This window comes from Roseovarius halophilus (ex Wu et al. 2025), from assembly GCF_047086965.1.
Map to the genome: position 1 here is coordinate 1 of NZ_JBKOTX010000103.1, position 20,209 is coordinate 20,209.

General features: G+C 66.7%; 21 protein-coding genes. 9 read left to right on the forward strand and 12 right to left on the reverse strand.

From position 1 onward, the window contains the following. The 9 genes from ribD to ACH107_RS18980 form a co-directional block, all read right to left on the reverse strand. A partial coding sequence (gene ribD / locus ACH107_RS18940; protein ID WP_412507160.1) for a bifunctional diaminohydroxyphosphoribosylaminopyrimidine deaminase/5-amino-6-(5-phosphoribosylamino)uracil reductase RibD occupies positions 1-533 on the reverse strand: 533 nt, incomplete at its 3' end. A 23-nt stretch (positions 534-556) separates the two neighbouring features. Then, positions 557-1,066 (reverse strand): transcriptional regulator NrdR, encoded by a 510-nt coding sequence (gene nrdR / locus ACH107_RS18945; protein ID WP_412507150.1) that lies wholly within the window; start codon positions 1,064-1,066, stop codon positions 557-559. A gap of 296 nt (positions 1,067-1,362) precedes the next feature. Further along, positions 1,363-1,779: a secondary thiamine-phosphate synthase enzyme YjbQ gene (locus tag ACH107_RS18950; RefSeq protein WP_310689865.1), complete on the reverse strand. Its 417-nt coding sequence runs from the start codon at positions 1,777-1,779 to the stop codon at positions 1,363-1,365. Between the two features lie 5 nt (positions 1,780-1,784). Beyond that, positions 1,785-2,066, reverse strand: a complete 282-nt coding sequence (locus ACH107_RS18955; RefSeq protein WP_310689864.1) for an HlyU family transcriptional regulator — start codon at positions 2,064-2,066, stop codon at positions 1,785-1,787. Positions 2,067-2,135: 69 nt separating this feature from the next. After that, positions 2,136-4,145, reverse strand: coding sequence for an RNA polymerase sigma factor RpoD (gene rpoD, locus ACH107_RS18960; RefSeq protein WP_310689863.1), 2,010 nt, complete (start codon positions 4,143-4,145; stop codon positions 2,136-2,138). A gap of 156 nt (positions 4,146-4,301) precedes the next feature. Further along, positions 4,302-6,302, reverse strand: coding sequence for a DNA primase (gene dnaG / locus ACH107_RS18965; protein ID WP_310689862.1), 2,001 nt, complete (start codon positions 6,300-6,302; stop codon positions 4,302-4,304). Positions 6,303-6,344: 42 nt separating this feature from the next. Then, entirely contained in the window at positions 6,345-7,241 is an 897-nt protein-coding gene (locus ACH107_RS18970; protein WP_310689861.1) for a DMT family transporter, read from the reverse strand. A 96-nt stretch (positions 7,242-7,337) separates the two neighbouring features. Continuing rightward, entirely contained in the window at positions 7,338-7,943 is a 606-nt protein-coding gene (locus ACH107_RS18975; RefSeq protein ID WP_412507151.1) for a LysE/ArgO family amino acid transporter, read from the reverse strand. 137 nt (positions 7,944-8,080) lie between these two features. Then, the gene (locus ACH107_RS18980) at positions 8,081-8,830 is read right to left on the reverse strand and encodes a YebC/PmpR family DNA-binding transcriptional regulator (RefSeq protein ID WP_310689859.1); all 750 of its coding nucleotides are present in this window, start codon (positions 8,828-8,830) and stop codon (positions 8,081-8,083) included. A gap of 191 nt (positions 8,831-9,021) precedes the next feature. On the opposite strand from ACH107_RS18980, the gene ACH107_RS18985 reads away from it, so the two are divergent. The 9 genes from ACH107_RS18985 (at position 9,022) to ACH107_RS19025 (ending at position 18,442) form a co-directional block, all read left to right on the forward strand. Further along, the gene (locus ACH107_RS18985) at positions 9,022-9,771 is read left to right on the forward strand and encodes a 1-(5-phosphoribosyl)-5-[(5-phosphoribosylamino)methylideneamino] imidazole-4-carboxamide isomerase (RefSeq protein ID WP_310689858.1); all 750 of its coding nucleotides are present in this window, start codon (positions 9,022-9,024) and stop codon (positions 9,769-9,771) included. A 53-nt stretch (positions 9,772-9,824) separates the two neighbouring features. Then, positions 9,825-11,603: an SLC13 family permease gene (locus ACH107_RS18990; RefSeq protein ID WP_412507152.1), complete on the forward strand. Its 1,779-nt coding sequence runs from the start codon at positions 9,825-9,827 to the stop codon at positions 11,601-11,603. Between the two features lie 3 nt (positions 11,604-11,606). Then, positions 11,607-12,356 carry a glutamine amidotransferase gene (locus tag ACH107_RS18995; RefSeq protein WP_412507153.1) on the forward strand — a complete coding sequence of 250 codons (750 nt, stop codon included), beginning with the start codon at positions 11,607-11,609 and terminating at the stop codon, positions 12,354-12,356. A 160-nt stretch (positions 12,357-12,516) separates the two neighbouring features. Continuing rightward, the gene (locus ACH107_RS19000; protein ID WP_310689855.1) at positions 12,517-12,990 is read left to right on the forward strand and encodes an Lrp/AsnC family transcriptional regulator; all 474 of its coding nucleotides are present in this window, start codon (positions 12,517-12,519) and stop codon (positions 12,988-12,990) included. A 131-nt stretch (positions 12,991-13,121) separates the two neighbouring features. Beyond that, positions 13,122-14,597 (forward strand): NAD-dependent succinate-semialdehyde dehydrogenase, encoded by a 1,476-nt coding sequence (locus tag ACH107_RS19005; protein WP_412507154.1) that lies wholly within the window; start codon positions 13,122-13,124, stop codon positions 14,595-14,597. A gap of 65 nt (positions 14,598-14,662) precedes the next feature. Continuing rightward, positions 14,663-16,033 carry an aspartate aminotransferase family protein gene (locus ACH107_RS19010; RefSeq protein ID WP_310689853.1) on the forward strand — a complete coding sequence of 457 codons (1,371 nt, stop codon included), beginning with the start codon at positions 14,663-14,665 and terminating at the stop codon, positions 16,031-16,033. 269 nt (positions 16,034-16,302) lie between these two features. Further along, entirely contained in the window at positions 16,303-17,217 is a 915-nt protein-coding gene (locus ACH107_RS19015; RefSeq protein ID WP_412507155.1) for a carbohydrate kinase family protein, read from the forward strand. Continuing rightward, entirely contained in the window at positions 17,214-17,657 is a 444-nt protein-coding gene (dtd, locus tag ACH107_RS19020) for a D-aminoacyl-tRNA deacylase (protein ID WP_310689851.1), read from the forward strand. Before ACH107_RS19015 ends, dtd begins: the two co-directional genes overlap by 4 nt. Before the next feature lie 50 nt (positions 17,658-17,707). Next, positions 17,708-18,442 carry an alpha/beta fold hydrolase gene (locus ACH107_RS19025; RefSeq protein ID WP_412507156.1) on the forward strand — a complete coding sequence of 245 codons (735 nt, stop codon included), beginning with the start codon at positions 17,708-17,710 and terminating at the stop codon, positions 18,440-18,442. Here ACH107_RS19025 and ACH107_RS19030 read toward each other — a convergent pair whose 3' ends face one another. The 3 genes from ACH107_RS19030 to ACH107_RS19040 all read right to left on the reverse strand — a co-directional run bounded on the left by ACH107_RS19030 (position 18,443) and on the right by ACH107_RS19040 (position 20,028). Next, the gene (locus tag ACH107_RS19030; RefSeq protein WP_412507157.1) at positions 18,443-18,697 is read right to left on the reverse strand and encodes a hypothetical protein; all 255 of its coding nucleotides are present in this window, start codon (positions 18,695-18,697) and stop codon (positions 18,443-18,445) included. Positions 18,698-18,948: 251 nt separating this feature from the next. After that, positions 18,949-19,134, reverse strand: a complete 186-nt coding sequence (locus ACH107_RS19035) for a CTP synthetase (RefSeq protein ID WP_412507158.1) — start codon at positions 19,132-19,134, stop codon at positions 18,949-18,951. Between the two features lie 321 nt (positions 19,135-19,455). Continuing rightward, positions 19,456-20,028 carry a hypothetical protein gene (locus tag ACH107_RS19040; RefSeq protein ID WP_412507159.1) on the reverse strand — a complete coding sequence of 191 codons (573 nt, stop codon included), beginning with the start codon at positions 20,026-20,028 and terminating at the stop codon, positions 19,456-19,458. Positions 20,029-20,209: the final 181 nt, after the last annotated feature.

The window sequence follows — 20,209 nt, forward strand, 5'->3', positions numbered from 1 at the left end:
CGCATGGCATGGACGGCGCGGCGGGCCAGCGGCCCGGTGATCCAGCGGCTTTCGCCCGTGGCCGTGGCGATGCGCCCGTCGAAAGAGCCCGCCAGCTTGAGGGTCACCCGGGGCCGGCCTGCGCGACGGTTGAGCAGGTATCCGGCAAGGTCGGCCTCCGCCCGGGCGCGCAACACACCGGTCTCGACCGTGATCCCCGCGGCGCGCAGCGCGGCAATCCCGGTGCCCGCGACACGCGCGTCAGGGTCCCCCGCGGCCACGACGACACGGGCCACCCCGGCCGCGATCAACGCTTCGGTGCAGGGCGGGGTCTTGCCATGATGCGAACAGGGTTCCAGCGTGACATGGGCGGTGGCGCCGCGCGCCGACGCGCCCGCCATGGCCAGCGCCTGCGTCTCGGCATGGGGGCGCCCGCCATCGGCGGTCCGCCCGCGGCCCAGCACGCGGCCTTCTTTGGTGATGACACAGCCCACCGCGGGGTTGGGCCAGACACGCCCCAACCCGCGCCGCCCGAGCATCAGGGCCTGCGACATGACCCGCGCGTCGCTGTTGCGGGTCACTCCGACGCCGGGCCTTTTGGCTTGGCGTCGGCGACCTCGTCCTCGGCCGCCTTGGCCTGGGGCCGCAACTCACTGACGAATTTGTCGAAGTCATCCGCGGCCTGGAAGTTCTTGTAAACGCTGGCAAAACGGACATAGGCGACGGTGTCGATCCGGGCCAGCGCCTCCATCACGATCTCGCCGATCTGCTTGGAGGGGATGTCGGTCTCGCCCATGCTTTCCAGCCGCCGGACGATGCCCGAAATCATCTGGTCGACCCGCTCGGATTCCACGGGGCGTTTCTGCATCGAGATGCGCACCGAGCGTTCCAGCTTGTCGCGGTCGAAATCCTCGCGCCGGCCGTTGGACTTGACCACCACAAGGTCGCGCAGCTGGACGCGCTCATATGTGGTGAAGCGGCCACCGCAGGCCGGGCAGAAGCGCCGCCGCCGGATCGCGACATGATCCTCCGCGGGGCGTGAATCCTTCACCTGTGTATCGACGTTTCCGCAAAACGGGCAGCGCATGGTCCTGTCCTTCTCGTCACTGGCGGGGTCCCTGCCGCTGGGGTCTGACGCCCCGGTTGTCCACAGGCACTATAGGGGAGCCGCCAGGTTTTGGGTAGAGGCCAATTGGCGCCCCAAGATGCGGGTTGGCGCAGCGTGGCACGGGGGACTCACCGCATAGCACATCCGCCCGGGCCGGTTCGGTCTCCGCGTGGGCCCCGTAAGGGACCGGGCAGCCCGATCCTCGGGGCCGCCGGCGAAAGCTGGAAGGAAACTGGAGACAGATCCGCCCTGAGCAACATCGGAAAAAGTCAAGCTCAGGACTGCGCCGGCACCATCATCGCCGCCACCTGCCGCCGGTGCGGACGGCGCCGATGCTCGAAAAGATACAGCCCCTGCCAGGTGCCCAGCGCCAGGCGCCCGCCGCTGACCAGCACCTGCAGGCTGACCGGCAGCATGGCCGCCTTGATATGGGCGGGCATGTCGTCGGGGCCTTCCTGGGTATGGGTGAGGTAGCCCATGGCGGGGTCATCCGCGGGCGGCACCAGCCGGTCGAAATAGGCGACCAGATCACGCTGCACCGCCGGGTCCGCGTTTTCCTGGATCAGCAAAGAAGAGGACGTATGCTGCACGAACAGTGTCAGCACCCCCGTGCCCCGCACCCAATCGGCCACCTGCCCGGTGAATTCGTAAAGGCCGGGGCCATCGGTGGCGAGGGTGAACCGGGTCTGCATGGGGGCTAGAAGATGTCGTCGCCCTGCTGGTCGATCACCTGCCGGCACTTCTGCACCGTGGCCTCGACGGCCTGGTCGCGGTCGGCGACCACATCGGCGCGGATCAGGCTGTGGGTCCGGGTCTCGCCCCCCACCTCGCGCTCGATGCGGCCGGCGATGCGATAGCCGCCCTCGGCCTTCATCGGCTCGGGGAAGATGCGATAGCCGTTATACGCCAGCGGCTCGGCCGCCTCGGGGGCCGCGCCCCCGCCGTCGCCGCCACCGAACAGTTTCCTTAGAAGTGACATGCTGAGGCTCCTTTCAGTTCCCGAGTGAAGCAGGCCGGGGGCACCCTGTCCACGCCGACCGGCCCGGCGTTACTGATCCAGGAACGACCGCAGCTTGCGGCTGCGCGAGGGGTGCTTGAGCTTGCGCAGGGCCTTGGCCTCGATCTGGCGGATGCGCTCGCGGGTCACGCTGAACTGCTGGCCCACCTCTTCGAGCGTGTGGTCGGTGTTCATGCCGATACCAAAGCGCATGCGCAGCACGCGTTCCTCGCGCGGGGTGAGCGAGGACAGCACCCGCGTGGTGGTATCCTTGAGGTTGTCCTGGATCGCCGAGTCCAGCGGCAACACCGCCTGCTTGTCCTCGATGAAATCACCCAGCTGGCTGTCCTCCTCATCGCCGATGGGGGTTTCCAGCGAGATCGGCTCCTTGGCGATCTTCATCACCTTGCGGACCTTTTCCAGCGGCATCTGCAGCTTGCCGGCCAGTTCCTCGGGCGTGGGTTCGCGGCCGATCTCGTGAAGCATCTGGCGGCCCGTGCGCACCAGCTTGTTGATGGTCTCTATCATGTGGACCGGGATGCGGATGGTGCGGGCCTGATCGGCGATACTGCGGGTTATCGCCTGGCGGATCCACCAGGTGGCATAGGTCGAGAACTTGTAGCCGCGGCGGTACTCGAACTTGTCGACGGCCTTCATCAGACCGATGTTCCCTTCCTGGATCAGGTCGAGGAACTGCAGCCCGCGGTTGGTGTATTTCTTGGCGATCGAGATCACCAGGCGCAGGTTGGCCTCGACCATTTCCTTCTTGGCCGCGCGGGCCTCCTTCTCGCCCTTCTGGACCTGGGCGACGATGCGGCGGAACTCGGAGATGTCGACGCCGACGTACTGGCCGACCTGGGCCATCTCGGCGCGCAGGTCCTCGATCTTGTCGGTGTGGCGCTCGACCAGGGATTTCCAGCCCCGGCCCGAGCGGTTGGCCATGTCCTCGAGCCAGCCGGGGTCGAGCTCGCGGCCACGGTAGGCCTCGATGAACTCGCGGCGGTTAATGCGGGCCTGATCGGCCAGCTTCACCATGGAGCTGTCGATGGACATGATGCGGCGGTTGATGCCGTAAAGCTGGTCGATCAGCGCCTCGATGCGGTTGTTGTGCAGGTGCAGCGAGTTGACCATCTCCACGATCTCGGCGCGCAGGGCCTGGTATTTCTTCTCGTCCGCCGCACTGAAGGAGCCGTCCTCGTTGAGTGTCGCCGACATGCGGGCGTCCTGCATCTCGGAGAGCTTAGCGAAATCGGCGGCGATGGTGTCGAGGGTTTCGAGCACGCGCGGCTTGAGCGTTGCCTCCATCGCGGCCAGCGACATGTTGGCGGCGTCTTCGTCCTCGTCCTCGTCATCATCCTTGGCGATGGGGTTCCCGTCGGCGTCCAGCTCGGGGCCCTGGTCCTCGGCCTTGTCCGCCTGCTCGGGCTTGTGGGCGGCCTCGGGTTCGACGACCGGGGCAGTGTCGGCGGCCTCCTCGTCAAGCTGATTGCCGAAGGTGGTTTCCAGGTCGATGACGTCGCGCAGCAGAATTTCCTCTTCCAGAAGCTCGTCACGCCAGATGGTGATGGCCTGGAAGGTCAGCGGGCTTTCGCACAGCCCCGCGATCATGGTGTTGCGGCCGGCCTCGATGCGCTTGGCGATGGCGATCTCGCCCTCGCGGGACAGCAGTTCGACACTGCCCATCTCGCGCAGGTACATGCGCACCGGGTCGTCTGTCCGGTCGAGCTTTTCCGACCCCGAGCCGCCCATGGCCACGTCGCGCCCGCCCACGGTGGCCACCTCGGTCGAGGTGGCTTTCTCGTCCTCGCCGTCGGGGACTTCCTCGCTTTCCTCTTCCTCGGTGACCTGGATGCCCATTTCGTTCAGCATCGACATGACATCCTCGATCTGGTCGGAACTGACCTGGTCGGGCGGCAGCACCGCATTGAGCTGATCGTAGGTGATATAGCCGCGGTCCTTGGCCTCGGCGATCATCTTCTTGACGGCCGTCTGGCTCATGTCGATGGCAATGTCGCCCTCCGCGCCGTTCTCGCTGCGATCCTCGGTGTCCTTGGCTGCCATGAAAGTCCCCTCTGGCTGTCTCGCAGTGATTCGGTCGATACGATTCGTCCGAATCAATCCTGCCGCCGCGCGATTCGCAATGCCTCGCGCCGTGATTTCGAGGCGCTGTTGCCCCTGTCCCCTGATGCCGCGCGCGACGACCAGCGCAGTCGTTAGCTAGCGCGACCGATCGCCCTTGGCAAAGTCGATCTTGCTTAACAAATCGTCAAAGGCGCTGCGTTCATCCCGTTTCATGCGGGCCCCGTTCGGGCCTGTGTCATATTCGGCCCGATCGTCGTCATCCTGTTTGCCGGCGCGGTTCATCGCCGCGCTGGACTGCGCAAGCCGCATCGTCAGCCGTTCGTCGGCCACGTCCGAAGTCAGATCCTCGATCGCCTCCTCGACCTCGTGCGGGTGGCCGCGTCGGGCGTTGAGCTTGGCCAGTTCCTCGGCCAGGCACATGGTCGCGACCTCGCCGTTGTCTGGTCTGCGAACGGCTGGCGTGATGGCGACGTGGGCCTGCGCGAAGAGCTTTTCAAGAGGCTCGGGGCCGATCATTCCGGCCACCTCCGCCTCGACGCCGGGGCCCTGGGCGCGCAGCAGGGAATCGCGCAGCCGCGCATGGTCGGGCGTGGCGCAGTCCATCCGCTCCAACTCGTGCAGGAAATCTGGCAGCAGGGCGGGGTTGCGGATCAGCGTGGCCAGGATGACCCCCTCGCGGAGCTGGTCCTCGACCGGGCCACCTGTGGCCAGCAGCGAGGCCTTGCTGGCCGCCATGGGCGGGGCGATCTTCCATTCCGGCAAGGACCAACGGCCACCAGGGCGCCAAGCGCGGCGGTGCCCGGACGGCCCTGTGCCCTGCCCCGTCCCCTTACCTGTCCCCTGGCGCCGGGCCGGGCCGAACAACTGCCAGCGCAGCTCCTTTATGGCCTCGCCGTAGTGGCCGCGGATCGACGGATCGCGGATCAGATTGATCTTGTCGCGCAGGGCCTTGTCCAGCGCCGCCCGGCGTTCGGGGCTGTCGATGGACTTGCCCTCAACCTCGCGCTGCCAGAGCAGTTGCACCATGGGCAGGGCCGCGTCGAGCTGCTTGCGCATGCCGCCCGGGCCCTGGGCGCGCAGCAGATCGTCCGGGTCCATCCCCTCGGGCATCATGGCGAACCGCAGCGACTGGCCCGCCTGCAGCAGCGGCAGGGCCAGGTCCATGACCCGGCCCGCCGCCCGCTGCCCGGCCGTGTCGCCGTCCAGCGTGATCACCGGCTCGGGGGCGACGCGCCAGATCATGGCCAGCTGCGCCTCGGTGACAGCGGTGCCAAGGGGTGCGACCGCGGCCTCGAAGCCCGCCTCGGACAGCGCGATCACGTCCATGTAGCCCTCGGCCACGATCAGCCTCTGGCCCTTGCCGGCAGCCTCGCGGGCGCGCTTGAGGTTGAACAGGCTGCGGGACTTGTCGAACAGCTCGGTCTCGGGCGAGTTGAGGTATTTGGCGTTGTCGGACGGGTCGAGCGCGCGGCCGCCAAAGGCGATGCAGCGCCCGCGCGCATCGCGGATCGGAAAGATGATGCGGTTGCGGAAGGTGTCGTAGGGATCGCGGCCCCGATCGCTTTCGCGGGCCAGCCCGGCGGCGACGATCAATTCCTTGTCGACCCCCTTGCCGGTCAGATGTTCCCAGAGGTTCGACCAGCCCGGTGGCGCCAGGCCGATTTCCCAGCGCGCCAGGGCCTCCTCGGACAGGCCGCGGCCGGCCAGGTAATCGCGGGCCTCGGCGCCCGCCTGCGTCTTGAGCTGCAGGCGGAAGAATTGCACGGCCATTTCCATGACCTCGGCAAGCTGGGTGCGCCGGTCGGCCTTTTCCTGCGCGCGGGGGTCGCGTTCGGGCAGGGTCATCCCGGCCTCGCCCGCCAGGATTTCCACCGCCTCCATGAAGGCGACATTCTCGGTCTCGCGGACAAAAGAAATGGCATCGCCCTTGGCGTGGCATCCGAAGCAGTAGTAATACCCCTTTTGGTCATCCACGTGAAAGCTTGCGGTCTTTTCCTGGTGGAAGGGGCATGGTGCCCACATGTCGCCCTTGGCCTGGTTGGACTTGCGATTGTCCCACATCACCTTGCGGCCGACGACCTGGGCGATGCTCAGGCGGCTGCGCAGTTCGTCGATGAAACCGGGGGGCAAACTCATACGTCAAATATAGGCCCTGCCCGGCCCGACTGCGAGTCCCGATCAGACCTTGGGCGCATTGGGCGGCGGCGTGATGAGGCGGCGCGCCCGTGCCTCGCGCCAGGAAATGAAGCTGACCGAGGCGACAATGACCACACCCCCGACGATCACCCAGGCATCCACCCCCTCGCCGAAGACCACCGCGCCCAGGGTCACCGCCCAGATCAGTTGCAGGAAGGTCACGGGCTGCGTCACGGTCAGGGGCGCGGCCGCGAAGGCCAGCGTCATGGTGTAGTGCCCGGCGGTGGCAAAGCAGGCGACGCCGAAAAGCCAGAGCAACTGGGTGCCGGTGACAGGCACCCAAACGGTATAGGCGAAAGGCGCCAGCCCGATGGTGACCGTGATCGAGAGCATCCCGACGATGACCGCCGCCGACACCTCGCCCGACAGCCGCTTGGTGATCATGTAGCCCGCCGCGAAGGCCATGGCGGTGAAGAGCATGGCCAGGTGGCCCGCGTTCAGCTCGCGCAGGCCGGGGCGCAGGATGATGAGCGCACCGATCAGGGCCATGACGACGGCCGCCAGACGGCGCGGTGGCAGGTCCTCGCCCATGAAAAGCGCTGCGCCGACCGTGACATAGACCGGGTTGAGATAGTTCATCGCCGTGACCTCGGCGATGGGAATGCGGGTCATGGCATAGAACCAGAGGATGACGGCCACCGTGTGCGCCGCGCCGCGCAGGGTAAACAGCTTGAGCTGCCGGGGCGTCAGCCGCGCCCGCAGCATGGGCCGGAGCATCGGCAGCAGGAAAACCAGCCCGAGCAGGTAGCGCAGAAAGGCGGACTGCGCCGCCGGAATGGCATCGCCCACGTGTTTGACCAGCGCGGTCACGGCGACGAAATTCAGGCCAGTGAGGATCATCCAGAGGATGCCCGCGAGGGGGCGGTGCTGCTGTGGCATCGTGTCAGATGATCCGAGTTTTGCAGGGGTCGCAAGGGGGCTTTGCCCCCTCTGCCTTGGGCATTCACCCCCACGGTATTTGAAACCCAAAGAAGGCTAGTCTGCGCGCAAAAGGCCGGCCGCTATAGCCCACATCACGCAGCCAATCAGGACCTCGAGCCCCTGCCAGGCGCCGGGGCGGCGCATCAGCGGGGCCAGTAGCCGGGCGCCATAGCCCAGCGAGAAAAAGAAGGTAAAAGAGGCCGCCACGGCCCCCGCCCAGAAGGCCCCCGCCTGATCCGCATGGCGCGCGGCGACCGAGCCGATCAGGACCACGGTATCGAGATAGACATGCGGATTGCCCCAGGTGATGGCCAGGCAGAAGAGCAGCGCCGCGCGCAGGCTGGTGGCCGCGCCATGGGCCGGGTCCAGCGCCGCGCCGCCGATCCAGGCGCGGCGGAAGCTCAGCGCGCCGTAGACCAACAGGAACCCCGCCCCCAGCCAGCGCATGACAGGCGCGAGCCCGGGCAGCCAGGTGGCCAGCGCGGCAAAGCCGAAGACGCCGACGGTGATCAGGATCGCGTCCGAGACGGCGCAGGTCAGCACGACCGGCAGGACGTGTTCGCGCCGCAGCCCCTGGCGCAGGACAAAGGCATTCTGCGCCCCGATGGCGAGAATCAGGGAAAATCCGAGGCCGAAGCCGGTGGTGAACGCGCTTAACATGAGGGCCGGTTTGGCGCGACGGGGCAAAAGGCGCAAGGGCGATCGCTCTGGCCGGTCGCTGCGACAGGTGCCGAAAACCTGCGAGCGCCGCGCGCCGCTCAGGCGGGCGGCGCTCTCCTTTTGGAAAGGGCCCGGCCCTATTCGGCGGCGTAGGCCTCCAGCACCGCGTCGGGGGCCTCGAAATTGGTGGTCACGGTCTGGACGTCGTCGTCGTCCTCGAGCGCCTCGACCAGTTTCATCACCTTCTGCAGCCCTTCGAGGTCCACCGGCGTGGTGGTCTGGGGCCGCCAGATCAGTTTGGTCGAGCTCGACTCGCCCAGCTGTGCCTCCAGCGCGCTGGACACATCGTTGAGGTCGGTATCCACGCAGAGGATGACGTGTCCGTCCTCCGAGCTTTCGCAGTCCTCGGCGCCGGCCTCGATCGCGGCCATCATGACGGTATCGGCATCACCGGCCTCGGGGGGGTACATGATCTGGCCCTTGCGATCGAACATGAAGCCGACCGAGCCGGTCTCGCCAAGGTTGCCGCCCTGCTTGGAGAAGGTCGAGCGGACGTTCGAGGCGGTGCGGTTGCGGTTGTCGGTCATCGCTTCGACGATCACGGCCACCCCGCCCGCGGCATAGCCCTCGTAACGTATTTCCTCATAATCCTCGGCATCGCCGCCCAGCGACTTCTTGATCGCGCGGTCGATCACGTCCTTGGGCACGGATTGCGACTTGGCTTCCTTGACGGCCAGACGCAGGCGCGGGTTCTTCTCGGGGTCGGGGTCGCCCATCTTGGCGGCGACGGTGATCTCCTTGGCAAGCTTGGAGAAGAGCTTGGACCGCGCGGCGTCCTGGCGGCCCTTGCGGTGCTGGATGTTTGCCCATTTCGAATGGCCGGCCATGGTACTCCCCTGAGGTCTTTGGCATCTGGCGGCTGTCATACCCAAGGCTGCGGCGCTGGGCAATGGCACAGGCCGAGTCGCGCAGGCCGGCAGCCCCTGGCGCGGGTGGCTGCCGCTTTACACCTATCGTCGCGGGCCGGGCGCGGTTAGTCTCGTGCCCTCAAGACCACGCCAACGGGAGGGAGGACCCCATGCAGATCTATCCGACAGTGGAATTACAGGACGGACGCTGCGTCTCGCTGAGCCGGGGCGACCTGGAGAACCCGGCGATCTGGCATGTCGATCCGGTCGAGACCGCGCGGGGCTTCGCCGAAAAGGCCGGCTGGGTCCATATCACCGATTTCGATGCCGTGGCCCGGTCCGAGACCGACAACAGCACCCTGATCGAGCAGATCATCCGCACCGCGCCGGGATCGGTGCAACTGGGCGGCGGCATGGGCACCATGGACCGCATCACGCGCTGGATCGAGGCCGGGGCGGGCCGCGTCGTCATCGGCCAGACCGCGCTGGTCAATCCCGACCTGGTGAAGGAGGCCGCCCTGGCCTATCCCGACCAGATCGTGCTGGCGCTGGACGTCTACCAGGGCAAGGTCATGTCCCGAGGCTGGCGCGACAGCACCGTCTTCGATCCGCTGGACGTGCTGGGCTGGTTCGAGACCGATGCGCTGGCGGCCATCGTGGTCACCGACATCGATGCCGACATGGAAGACGAGGTCGAGGCCTCGGTCTCGCTCATCACCCGGGTGGCCGAGGCGTCGCGCACGCCAGTGATCGCCCGCGGCACGGTGCGCACGCTCGATGACATCAGCACCCTGAAATACGTGCCCCAGGTGGCGGGCACGGTGATCGGCCGGGCGCTGTTCAACAAGACCATCGACCTGCAAGAGGCCGTTGCCCTCGCCGCCCCCGAGCCCGAGGAAACCGTCGCGCCCTTCGTTTGAGCCAGGGGCGGCAGGCGATTGCCGCCGCCGCACGGGCGCAATAGGGTCCGGACATGACACCGGACCAGGCCCTTCTGTTCGCCCTTTTCGGGCTGATCTTCGCGCTGCTGCTCTGGGGGCGCATCCGCCATGACATCGTGGCCTTCGGCGCACTGATGGTCGCGGTGGCGGCCGGGCTGGTGGATGTTGACGCGGCCTTTTCCGGCTTCGGACACCCGGCCACGATCATCGTGGCGCTGGTGCTGATCGTCTCGGCCGGGCTGGTCAGGTCCGGCGCGGTCTACCTGATTACCCGGACCATGATCGACCGCAGCCGCCGTCCGGGCGCGCATATCGCCATCATGGGCGGTGTGGGCAGCGTGCTTTCGGCCTTCATGAACAACGTGGCCGCGCTGGCGCTTCTGATGCCGGTGGACATCCAGACCGCGCGCCGGGCGGGGCGCAGCCCGGGATTGTCGCTGATGCCGCTGAGCTTTGCCACTATCCTGGGCGGGATGGCCACGCTGATCGGCACCCCGCCCAACATCATCATCGCCGCGATCCGCGAGGACAGCCTCGGCGCGCCATTCGCCATGTTCGACTTCGCCCCAGTGGGCGCGGTGGTCGCACTTGCGGGGCTGGCCTTCGTGGCGCTGATCGGCTGGCGCTTGATCCCGGCGCAGGATACGGCCACCGCGGGGGCCATGGCCGACAGCTATGCCGATTACCTGGCCGAATTGATCGTCCCCACCGACAGCAAGCTGGTCGGCCAGCGCCTGGCCGGGCTTTACGAGACGGCCGAGAAGAACGACGTGGCCATCCTGGGCCTGATCCGCGACGGCAAGCGCCGCTACGGCGCCGCCGCCAACGCGGTGCTGCGCGGCGACGACATCCTGGTGCTGGAGGCCGCGCCGGGGGCCCTGGACGAGTTCCGCAGCACGCTGTCGCTGAAGTTCACCACCAAGGACAATGCCGAAAAGCTCGAGGCCGAGGGCGACGGGCTGTCGCTGATCGAGGTCGTGGTGCCCGAGGGCGCGCGCATCGCCGGCAAGACCGCGCAGGCCGTCGGGCTTCTCTGGCGGCACCAGACGGTTTTGCTGGGCATGTCGCGCAAGGGCCGGGCGATCAAGACGCAGATGCGCAAGACCAGGGTCCAGCCGGGCGACATCCTGCTGCTGCTGGCGCCCTCGGCCCGGGCCATGGACGTGGCCGACTGGCTGGGCTGCCTGCCGCTGGCCGACCGTGGCCTGTCGGTGACCGCCGACAGCAAGATGTGGCTGGCCATCGGCACCTTCGCCGCGGCCGTCGCCGCCGCCTCGTTCGGGCTGATCTACCTGCCGGTCGCATTGGGGATCATGGTGACGATCTATGCCCTGACCCGGATCGTGCCGCTGTCCGAGCTTTACGATCATGTGGAATGGCCGGTGGTGGTACTGCTGGGGTCGATGATCCCGCTGGGCGGGGCTCTCGACCAATCGGGCGGTACCGATCTGATCGCCAATGCCCTGACGGGGCTGGCCGCGGACCTGCCGGCCTGGGGGATCCTGGCGCTGCTCATGGTCGTGACCATGACGATGTCCGACGTGCTCAACAACACCGCGACGACCATCGTCGCCGCCCCGGTGGGAATCGAGATGGCGCGCACGCTGGAGGTCTCGCCCGACCCGTTCCTGATGGCGGTGGCCGTGGCGGCCTCCAGTGCCTTCCTCACGCCTATCGGGCACAAGAACAACACGCTGATCCTCGGCCCCGGCGGCTACAAGTTCGGGGATTACTGGCGCATGGGGCTGCCTCTTGAAATCCTGATCGTGGCGGTGTCTATCCCGGCCATCCTGACCTTCTGGCCACTGTGATCCATGACCAAGCCCTTTCTGATCCTGCAACTGCGCCCCGAGACCGAGGCGAGTGATAACGAGTTCGCCGCGCTCTTGCGCAAGGGCGGGCTGACCCCGGATCGCGCGCACCGCATCCGGCTGGACTGCAAGGACCTGCCCGAAGATCTCGACCTGTCCGATTATGCCGGGGTGATCGTCGGCGGCGGGCCGGGCTGCGTCAGCGACGCGCCGGAAGAGAAGTCGCCCGTCGAGGCGCATATCGAGGCCGCCTGCCTGTCGCTCATGCCCGAGATCACGGTGCGCGACATCCCCTTCATGGGCTGCTGCTACGGCATCGGCATCCTGGCGCATCACCTGGGCGCCGAGGTCTCGAAGGGGCGCTACGGCGAACCCGTGGGCGCCGTGACCTGCCGCGTGGTGGGCGACGACCCCCTGCTGACAGGCCTGCCGGGGGAATTCGACGCCTTCGTCGGCCACAAGGAGGCCGTGCAGCACCTGCCGACAGGCGCAGTGCACCTTCTGGAAAGCGGCCCCTGCCCGTTCCAGATGATCCGCCACGGTGAAAACGTCTATGCCACCCAGTTTCATCCCGAGGCGGATGCCGATGTCTTCGAGACCCGCATCCGCATCTACAAGGACCGGGGCTATTTCCCGCCCGAGACCGCCGACGACCTGATTGCCATGTGCCGCGCGGCGGATGTGACCGCGCCCGAACGCATCCTGCGCAATTTCGTCTCGCGCTACGGCGCGCGCGCGATGGCACCGGGCTGAGCCATGACCTGCCTCCCGGCGGTCGTTCGCGCATGCCCCCTCGATCAAGCGGTCGGGGTGCCAGGCGACCGTGCGCCGCCCGGTGACGCGGTTGGGACAGGTTGACAAAGCCGGCGCGGCGGGCAGGGTATCGGTCTATCTTGTCACGGGAAACTGCAGCGTGTCTTCAACCCCCAAACTCGACAGCCATGATCGGGCGATCCTGCGCCAGTTGCAGCGCCAAGGCCGCATGACCAAGGTCGCGCTGGCCGAGGCGGTGAACCTGTCGCCCACCCCGGCGCACGACCGCATGAAAAAGCTCGAGCGCGCGGGCCTGATCACCGGCTATCGCGCCCAGGTGGACCTGCGCCGCATCGCGCCGATGACCGAGGTTCTGGTGCAGGTGACGCTATCAAACCACCGGGCCGAGGATTTCCGCCGGTTCGAGGCGGCGCTGGAGGACCGGCCCGAGGTCTGCACCTGCTGGGCGCTGGGCGGCGGGGTGGACTATATCCTGCGCCTGGTGGTCGCGGACGTGGACGCCTACCAGCGCCTGATGGATGCCCTGCTCGACGGCGATCTCGGGATCGACCGGTATTTCGGCTACATCGTTACCAAGCCCGTGATCGACCGGCCCGCGCGCATCCCAGACTGATCCGGGAAAACCTCGGCATGACGGCGCTTGCCCCGAGGGATCGTCGGATCGGGGCGCCAAACTCGGACGGAACCTCTGGCCCGAACACGGTAGCGTGGCAACAATCCGACAAGTCTGCCAAGGAGTGTGTCATGCCCGACGATTTTCGCGTTGCCTCGCCGCAGTTGAGCGATGCCCGGCTGTTGCGGTCCTTTTCCTACCTGGGTGGAAAATGGGTCGCCGCGGAGGACCGTGCGACCCGGCCCGTCACCGACCCGGCCAGCGGCCAGGCCGTGGGCCATGTCGCCGCCCTTTCGGGGCATGAGGCGCGTGCGGCCGTCGATGCCGCCCAGGCCGCCTTTGCCGGATGGTCCATGACCCTGCCGCAGGACCGCGCCGTGATCCTGCGCCGCTGGTTCGACCTGATGATCGCCCACAAGGAGGATCTGGCGCGGATCATGGTCGCCGAGCAGGGCAAACCGCTGTCCGAGGCGCGTGGCGAGATCGACTATGCCGCCTCGTTCATCGAATACTACGCCGAGGAAACCAAGCGCCCCAATGTCGAGGGTGTGACAAGCCACCTGCCCGATGCCGAGGTGGAACTCTGGCTGGAACCCGTCGGCGTGGCCGCTCTGATCACGCCGTGGAACTTCCCCTCGGCCATGCTGACGCGCAAGGCCGCGGCGGCGCTGGCGGCGGGATGCACGGTGGTGGCGCACCCAAGCGTCGAGACACCCTTTTCGGCCCTCGCGCTGGCGGAACTGGCCGAACGGGCGGGATTGCCGGCCGGGGCCTTCAACGTGGTCACGGGCGATGCGCCAGCCATCGTGGAGCCCTGGACGCAGGATTCCCGCGTACGCGCGCTGTCCTTCACCGGCTCCACGCCGGTGGGGCGGCTGCTCTACCGGCAGTCTGCCGAGACGGTGAAGAAACTGGTGCTGGAACTGGGCGGCCATGCGCCCGTCATCGTCTTCAAGGGCTGCGACCTGGACGAGGCCGTGGCCGAGGCGATCAAGGCGAAATTCGCCACATCGGGCCAGGACTGCCTGGGCGCGAACCGCATCTATGTGGAGCGGCCCGTCTACGCGGCCTTCTGCGAGAAATTCACGGCCGCGACCCGGGCGCTCAGCGTCGGGCGCGGCATGGAAGACCCCGACATCGGCCCGTTGATGAACGAAAAGGCGGTGCAGAAACAGGAAGAACAGGTCGCCGATGCGCTGGAAAAGGGCGCAACCCTGGCCTGCGGTGGGGAACGGTTGGACCTCGGCCCGCTCTTCTACGCGCCCACGGTGCTGACAGAGGTGCCGGATACCGCGGCGATCATGTCCGAAGAGACGTTCGGCCCCGTGGCTGCCATCGCCCCCTTCGACACCGAAGAAGAGGTCGTTGCCCGCGCCAACGACACGGAATATGGGCTTGTCGCCTATCTGCACAGCGACGACCCGCGCCGCATCTACCGCGTCAGCCGGGCGCTCCAGTTCGGCATGGTCGCGGTCAACCGCACCAAGGTCACCGGCGCGCCGATCCCCTTCGGCGGGACCAAGCAATCCGGGCTGGGCCGCGAAGGGGCGCGGCGCGGGATGGAGGAATTCATGGAACTGAAATACGTCTGCCGCGACTGGGCATGACGACAGCAAAGGCGGGCAAGGAAATTCCTGAATTTCCTTCGCCCCCGTCAAGCGAAAGGACGAGAATGCTTAAGAACGACATGCTTGAACAGTGGGATCGCGAGAACTTCTTCCATCCCTCCACCCACCTGGCCGGTTTTGCCCGGGGCGAGGCGCCGCAGCGCGTCATCACCGGCGGGCAGGGCTGTCATATCGAGGATCGCGAGGGCAACCGCCTGCTGGATGCCTTTGCCGGGCTCTACTGCGTGAACGTGGGCTATGGACGCCCCGAAATCGCCGAGGCGATCGCCGATCAGGCCCGCGAGTTGGCCTATTACCACGCCTATGTCGGCCATGGCACCGAGGCCTCGATCACGCTGGCCAAGATGATCCTCGACCGCGCCCCCGCGAACATGTCCAAGGTCTATTTCGGCCTGGGCGGGTCGGACGCGAACGAGACCAATATCAAGCTGCTGTGGTACTACAACAACATCCTGGGCCGCCCGGAGAAGAAGAAGATCATCAGCCGCTGGCGCGGCTACCACGGCTCGGGGTTGATGACCGGGTCGTTGACGGGGCTCGAGTTGTTCCACAAGAAGTTCGACCTGCCCTTGGCACAGGTCATCCATACCGAGGCGCCCTATTACCTGCGCCGCCCCAACCCGGACATGAGCGAAGAAGCCTTCTCGGCCTGGTGCGCCGCCGAACTGGAGGCACTGATCGAGCGCGAGGGCGCGGACACCATCGGCGCATTCATCGCCGAGCCCCTGCTGGGCACCGGCGGCATCGTGCCGCCGCCCGCGGGCTACTGGGCGGCGATCCAGCCGGTTCTGAAAAAGCACGACATCCTGCTGATCGCCGACGAGGTCGTGACCGGCTTCGGGCGTCTGGGCAGCATGTTCGGCTCGACCCACTACGGGATCGAACCCGACATCATCACCATCGCCAAGGGGCTGACCAGCGCCTACGCGCCGCTCTCGGGGTCCATCGTGGGCGACAGGGTCTGGCAGGTGCTGGAACAGGGCACCGATGAGACCGGCCCCATCGGCCATGGCTGGACCTATTCGGCGCATCCCATCGGGGCGGCCGCCGGCGTGGCCAATCTCAAGCTGATCGACGAACTGGATCTCGTGCAGAACGCGGGCGAGACCGGCGCCTATCTCAACAGCGTGATGGCCGATGCCCTGGGCGACCATGCCAACCTGGGCGAGGTGCGGGGCGATGGGATGCTCTGCGCCGTGGAACTGATGAAGGACCCCGACAACCAGACCTTCTTCGATCCCGCCGACAAGGTCGGTGCCGCCGTCGCCGGTGCGATGCTGGAACAGGGAGTGATCGCCCGGGCCATGCCGCAGGGGGATATCCTGGGCTTCGCCCCGCCGCTCTGCCTGACCCCGGCCGAGGCGGACGAGATCGCGGGCAAGACCGCCAAGGCCGTCGCCAAGGTGCTGGGCTGAGTCCGGCACGGATGACAGGCGCGCCCCGTGGTGCCGCAACGGGCGGTCTCGAGCTTGCCCCGGCCCGAGACCGCGCTTTCGACCGACCCGCGGTCGGAACCGTCAGGGCCCGGGCTGGTCACGGCCATCCCGTCGGTCCGCTTCCACCGCACCGCCTGTTGCACGCGGCCGACGTGCCGGCGGGTTTTGCGCTTGACCCCGCGCCGGGAGGTCGTGTCTACGATGACCCGCGCCGGCTCCGGCGCTGACAAGCCCCGGGAGGTGCCCTAATGATCCTGTGCTGCGGTGAAGCGCTGATCGACATGCTGCCGCGGCAGTCTGCCCAGGGGGAGGAGGCCTTTGCACCCCATGCCGGCGGCGCGGTCTTCAACACCGCCCTGGCGCTGGGGCGGCTGGGCGCGGCGCCGCAGTTTCTGTGCGGCATGTCCTCGGATTTCCTCGGCGATATCCTGCGCGAAAGGCTGGCCGAAAGCGGCGTTGACGCCAGGCCCTCGCCCCGGCTGGCCGCACCCTGCACCCTGGCCTTCGTCCGGCTGATCGACGGCCAGGCGAGCTATGCCTTCTATGACGAAAATTCGGCGCTGCGCAGCCTGCGGGCCGAGGATATCCCCGAGGTGACGGCGAACGCCCTGTTCTTCGGCGGCATCTCGCTTGTGGGCGACGGCTGCGGGCAGGTCTACGAGGACCTGATGCTGGCGCAGGCCGAGACCCGCGTGACCATGATCGACCCGAACATCCGCCCCGGCTTCATCACCGACAAGACCGCCTATCGCGCCCGGATCGAGCGGATGCTGGCGGCGGCCGACATCGTCAAGCTGTCCGACGAAGACCTGACCTGGCTGCGCGGCGCGGGGGACCTTGCCACGCAGGCCCGCGCCCTTTTGTCGACGCGGACCCGGCTGGTCTGCATCACCGAAGGCGCGCGGGGCGTCACTGGCCATACAGAGGCGGGCAGCGTCTTAGTGCCCGCGCCGAAAGCGCAGGTCGTCGATACCGTGGGCGCGGGCGACACCTTCAACGCCGGCCTGCTGGCCGGGCTGGACGCGGCCGGCAGCCTGACCAAACCGGCGCTTGCCGCCCTGGACGAGGAGACGCTGCGCGCCGCCCTGGACCTGGGCGCGCGGGCCGCTGCCGTGACCGTGGCGCGCGCCGGGGCCAACCCACCCAAGCGGGCCGAGCTGTGAGGGCCTTGATCCAGCGCGTCGCCGAAGCCGCGATACGGGTGGACGGCGCGGTCATCGGCCAATGCGGCCCGGGCCTGCTGATCCTGATCTGTGCCATGCAGGGCGACACCGAGGAGCAACCGGCCAAGCTGGCCGCAAAGATTTCCAAGCTGCGCATCTTCAAGGACGAGGCCGGGCGCATGAACCGCTCGGTGCGCGATATCGGCGGGTCCGCCCTTGTTGTCAGCCAGTTCACCCTGGCCGCCGATACCGGCGGCGGCAACCGCCCCGGCTTTTCCCGCGCCGCCGCCCCGGACGCAGGTGAACGGCTGTATCAGCAGTTCGCCGAGGACCTCGCCGCGCTTGGCGTGCCGGTCGAAACGGGGCAGTTCGGCGCGGACATGAAGGTCTCGCTGGTCAATGACGGGCCGGTCACGCTCTGGCTGGAGTCCGATGGCTAGTCGGCACGGGTCAGCTTTGCATTCAACCCGCACGGGGCTAGGATGTTGAAATGTTGAACGTGATCGAACATGGCCAGCCGGGCCAGCCGACACTCCTGATCGCCCATGGGCTTTTCGGCTCGGGGCGCAACTGGGGCGTGATCGCCAAGCGCCTTTCGGATTCCTTTCACGTGCTGGCCCCCGACATGCGCAACCATGGCGACAGCCCCTGGTTTGACAGCCAGTCCTACGCCGACATGGCCGGCGACCTGGCCGGCCTGCTGGACGGGCCGGCGGATGTCGTTGGCCACTCCATGGGGGGCAAGGCGGCGATGATGCTGGCGCTGACACGGCCCGATCTGGTGCGCCGCCTCGTGGTGGCCGATATCGCACCGGTCGCCTATACGCACAGCCAGTCGCAGAATATCGCGGCCATGCGCGCGGTCGACCTGTCGGGCCTCACCCGCCGGTCCGAGGCCGCGCCGCTGCTGGAGGTGGAGGACGCTGTCAAATCCTTCCTGCTGCAATCGCTCGACCTGGCCGGGAAAGGCTGGAAGCTGAACCTCGACGTGCTGGACCGCGAGATGGACAGGATCATCGGCTGGCCTGAGGTGACAGGGACCTTCGACGGCCCCACCCTGTTCCTGTCGGGCGGCGCCTCGGACTATGTCCAGCCCGGGCACCGGGACAGGATCAAGGCGCTGTTCCCGCAGGCACGCTTCGCGAAGCTCCCCGGGGCGGGGCATTGGCTCCATGCCGAGAACCCCCGCGATTTCGAGGCCACGCTACGCGCCTTTCTGGCGTGATCAGACCTCTTTCGCGTCTGGATGCGGGATCAGGTCGCTGTCCTTGGCACGGGTGTGGTCAAAGGCCGGGTCGCTGCGCTTGATCCGGCGCGAGACGTAGTGCGAGGCGGGCCAGGCCGAGAGCAGCCCGACGGCCGCAGCGCCCAGAATGGCGGGCCATGTGTAATAGCCCAGCGACATCACGGCGATGACCAAGCCCCCCGAAAGCATTGGAAAAAGGGCGGAAAACATGAGGATGAGTTTCAGACGATCCATGAAGGGCCTCCTTTCTCACATCTCACGTATGCAGGGCCCGGAGACGGAACAACGGGGCGTCACCGGGTTGTGAGCCTCAGCCCCCAAGCGCCCGCGCCACCAGCGCCGAGACCGGCACCGCCACAACACCGCCCGCCGACGCAGCGGCCAGCAAAGGCCAGAGCCCCGCCCCCCCGCCACCAGCGCGATCACCACGCAGGTGCCCGCAAGGGTCGAGGCGATGATGCCGAAAAGGGCCGCGGCGAGGTGGGTCATCCCCGGTTCAGAATCGCCTTGGCGACCATGATCGAGACCGGCACGGCCACGGTGAAGCCCAGCGCGGCGGCGATGATGATCGGCCGGGCGGTATCAAGGCCCATGACCAGCCCGGCGATGATGAAGGTCCCGGCCAGCGAGGTGCCGATGACGAAGAAGAGAATGGCGGCAAGACGGCCCATGTGAGACTCCCTTGAGTGGTCGTATGGGATGTCTGGAATGTGTCGGGGCGGGCGGCGTTGATTTGGGTCAAAGAGGGCACCGGATGGGTGCGCTTATTGATGCCCCGCCAGCAGATGCCGCGCGATGGCCAGACCGCGGGATGGCGACCCAAGGCCGGGACGGCGCGGTTTATGGCTGCAAAGTCCGGACGACGCACGAGCGCTGCGCCAGCGGCCCCAAATCGCCAGCCCGTCCGGGCGGTCTGGCGATCGCGCGGCACCTTCGGTGCTATTCGCGCGGGGCGCAAATAGATCAAAATTCAAAAAACTAAGAAAAATTTATCACTTAACTCTACCTGTTCTGTCTGTACAATCACGCTCAACCCCTTGAAGTATGATCTCGCGAGCGCGATGCGCAAGCGGAAGTGTTCCGGAAAGAGATCCTAAGCGCCCATGGGCGAAGGCATTTCTAAAACCCACGCAAACTGCATAGAAGTTTTTCTCGTCATTACCGCGCTCAAATTCTTGTATCTTACACTTTAACTGGACATTATCTTGTGCTCCAATCAAGCGACTATAGAAATTGTGGGCTAGATCATTGTTTTGCGCTGCAGAGCGAAACCGCTCTCCATCTTCAATTGTGAATATCTCTCTATAAACGTTGAACCAATCACGCCCAAGTAGGCGGCAGTAGGTTTCAAAAGCAGCTTCTGCCAAAGTAAATATTAGTTGTCCAGTATAGTTCTCTACCGGATCTTCACCTGCATACCCGTCGGCATTCAAACCCATCACATTTTGTGCCAGCAAAAATTTTGATGCCACTTGGGAAATAGGCTTTGTAACGAACCATCTGCCGCATCCCGACCTGACCATAGAGAGCCCCGTGTCTGCCAAAAAATCTTGTCTATGATTCAAGTTGTCGATCTTTTCAGGCTTCTTCGCGGATTGTGTGGGTTTGCAGGTTCTGGATCAGGTCGCGACCAGACCACATGTTGTTTCGTAGGGTGATGCGGGCAGTTGCGTAAGCCGGCCGGCTACGAGGTAGGCCATGTTGATGAAGTTCCGTGTCGTGCGATAGCCTCGGGCGCGGGCCTTG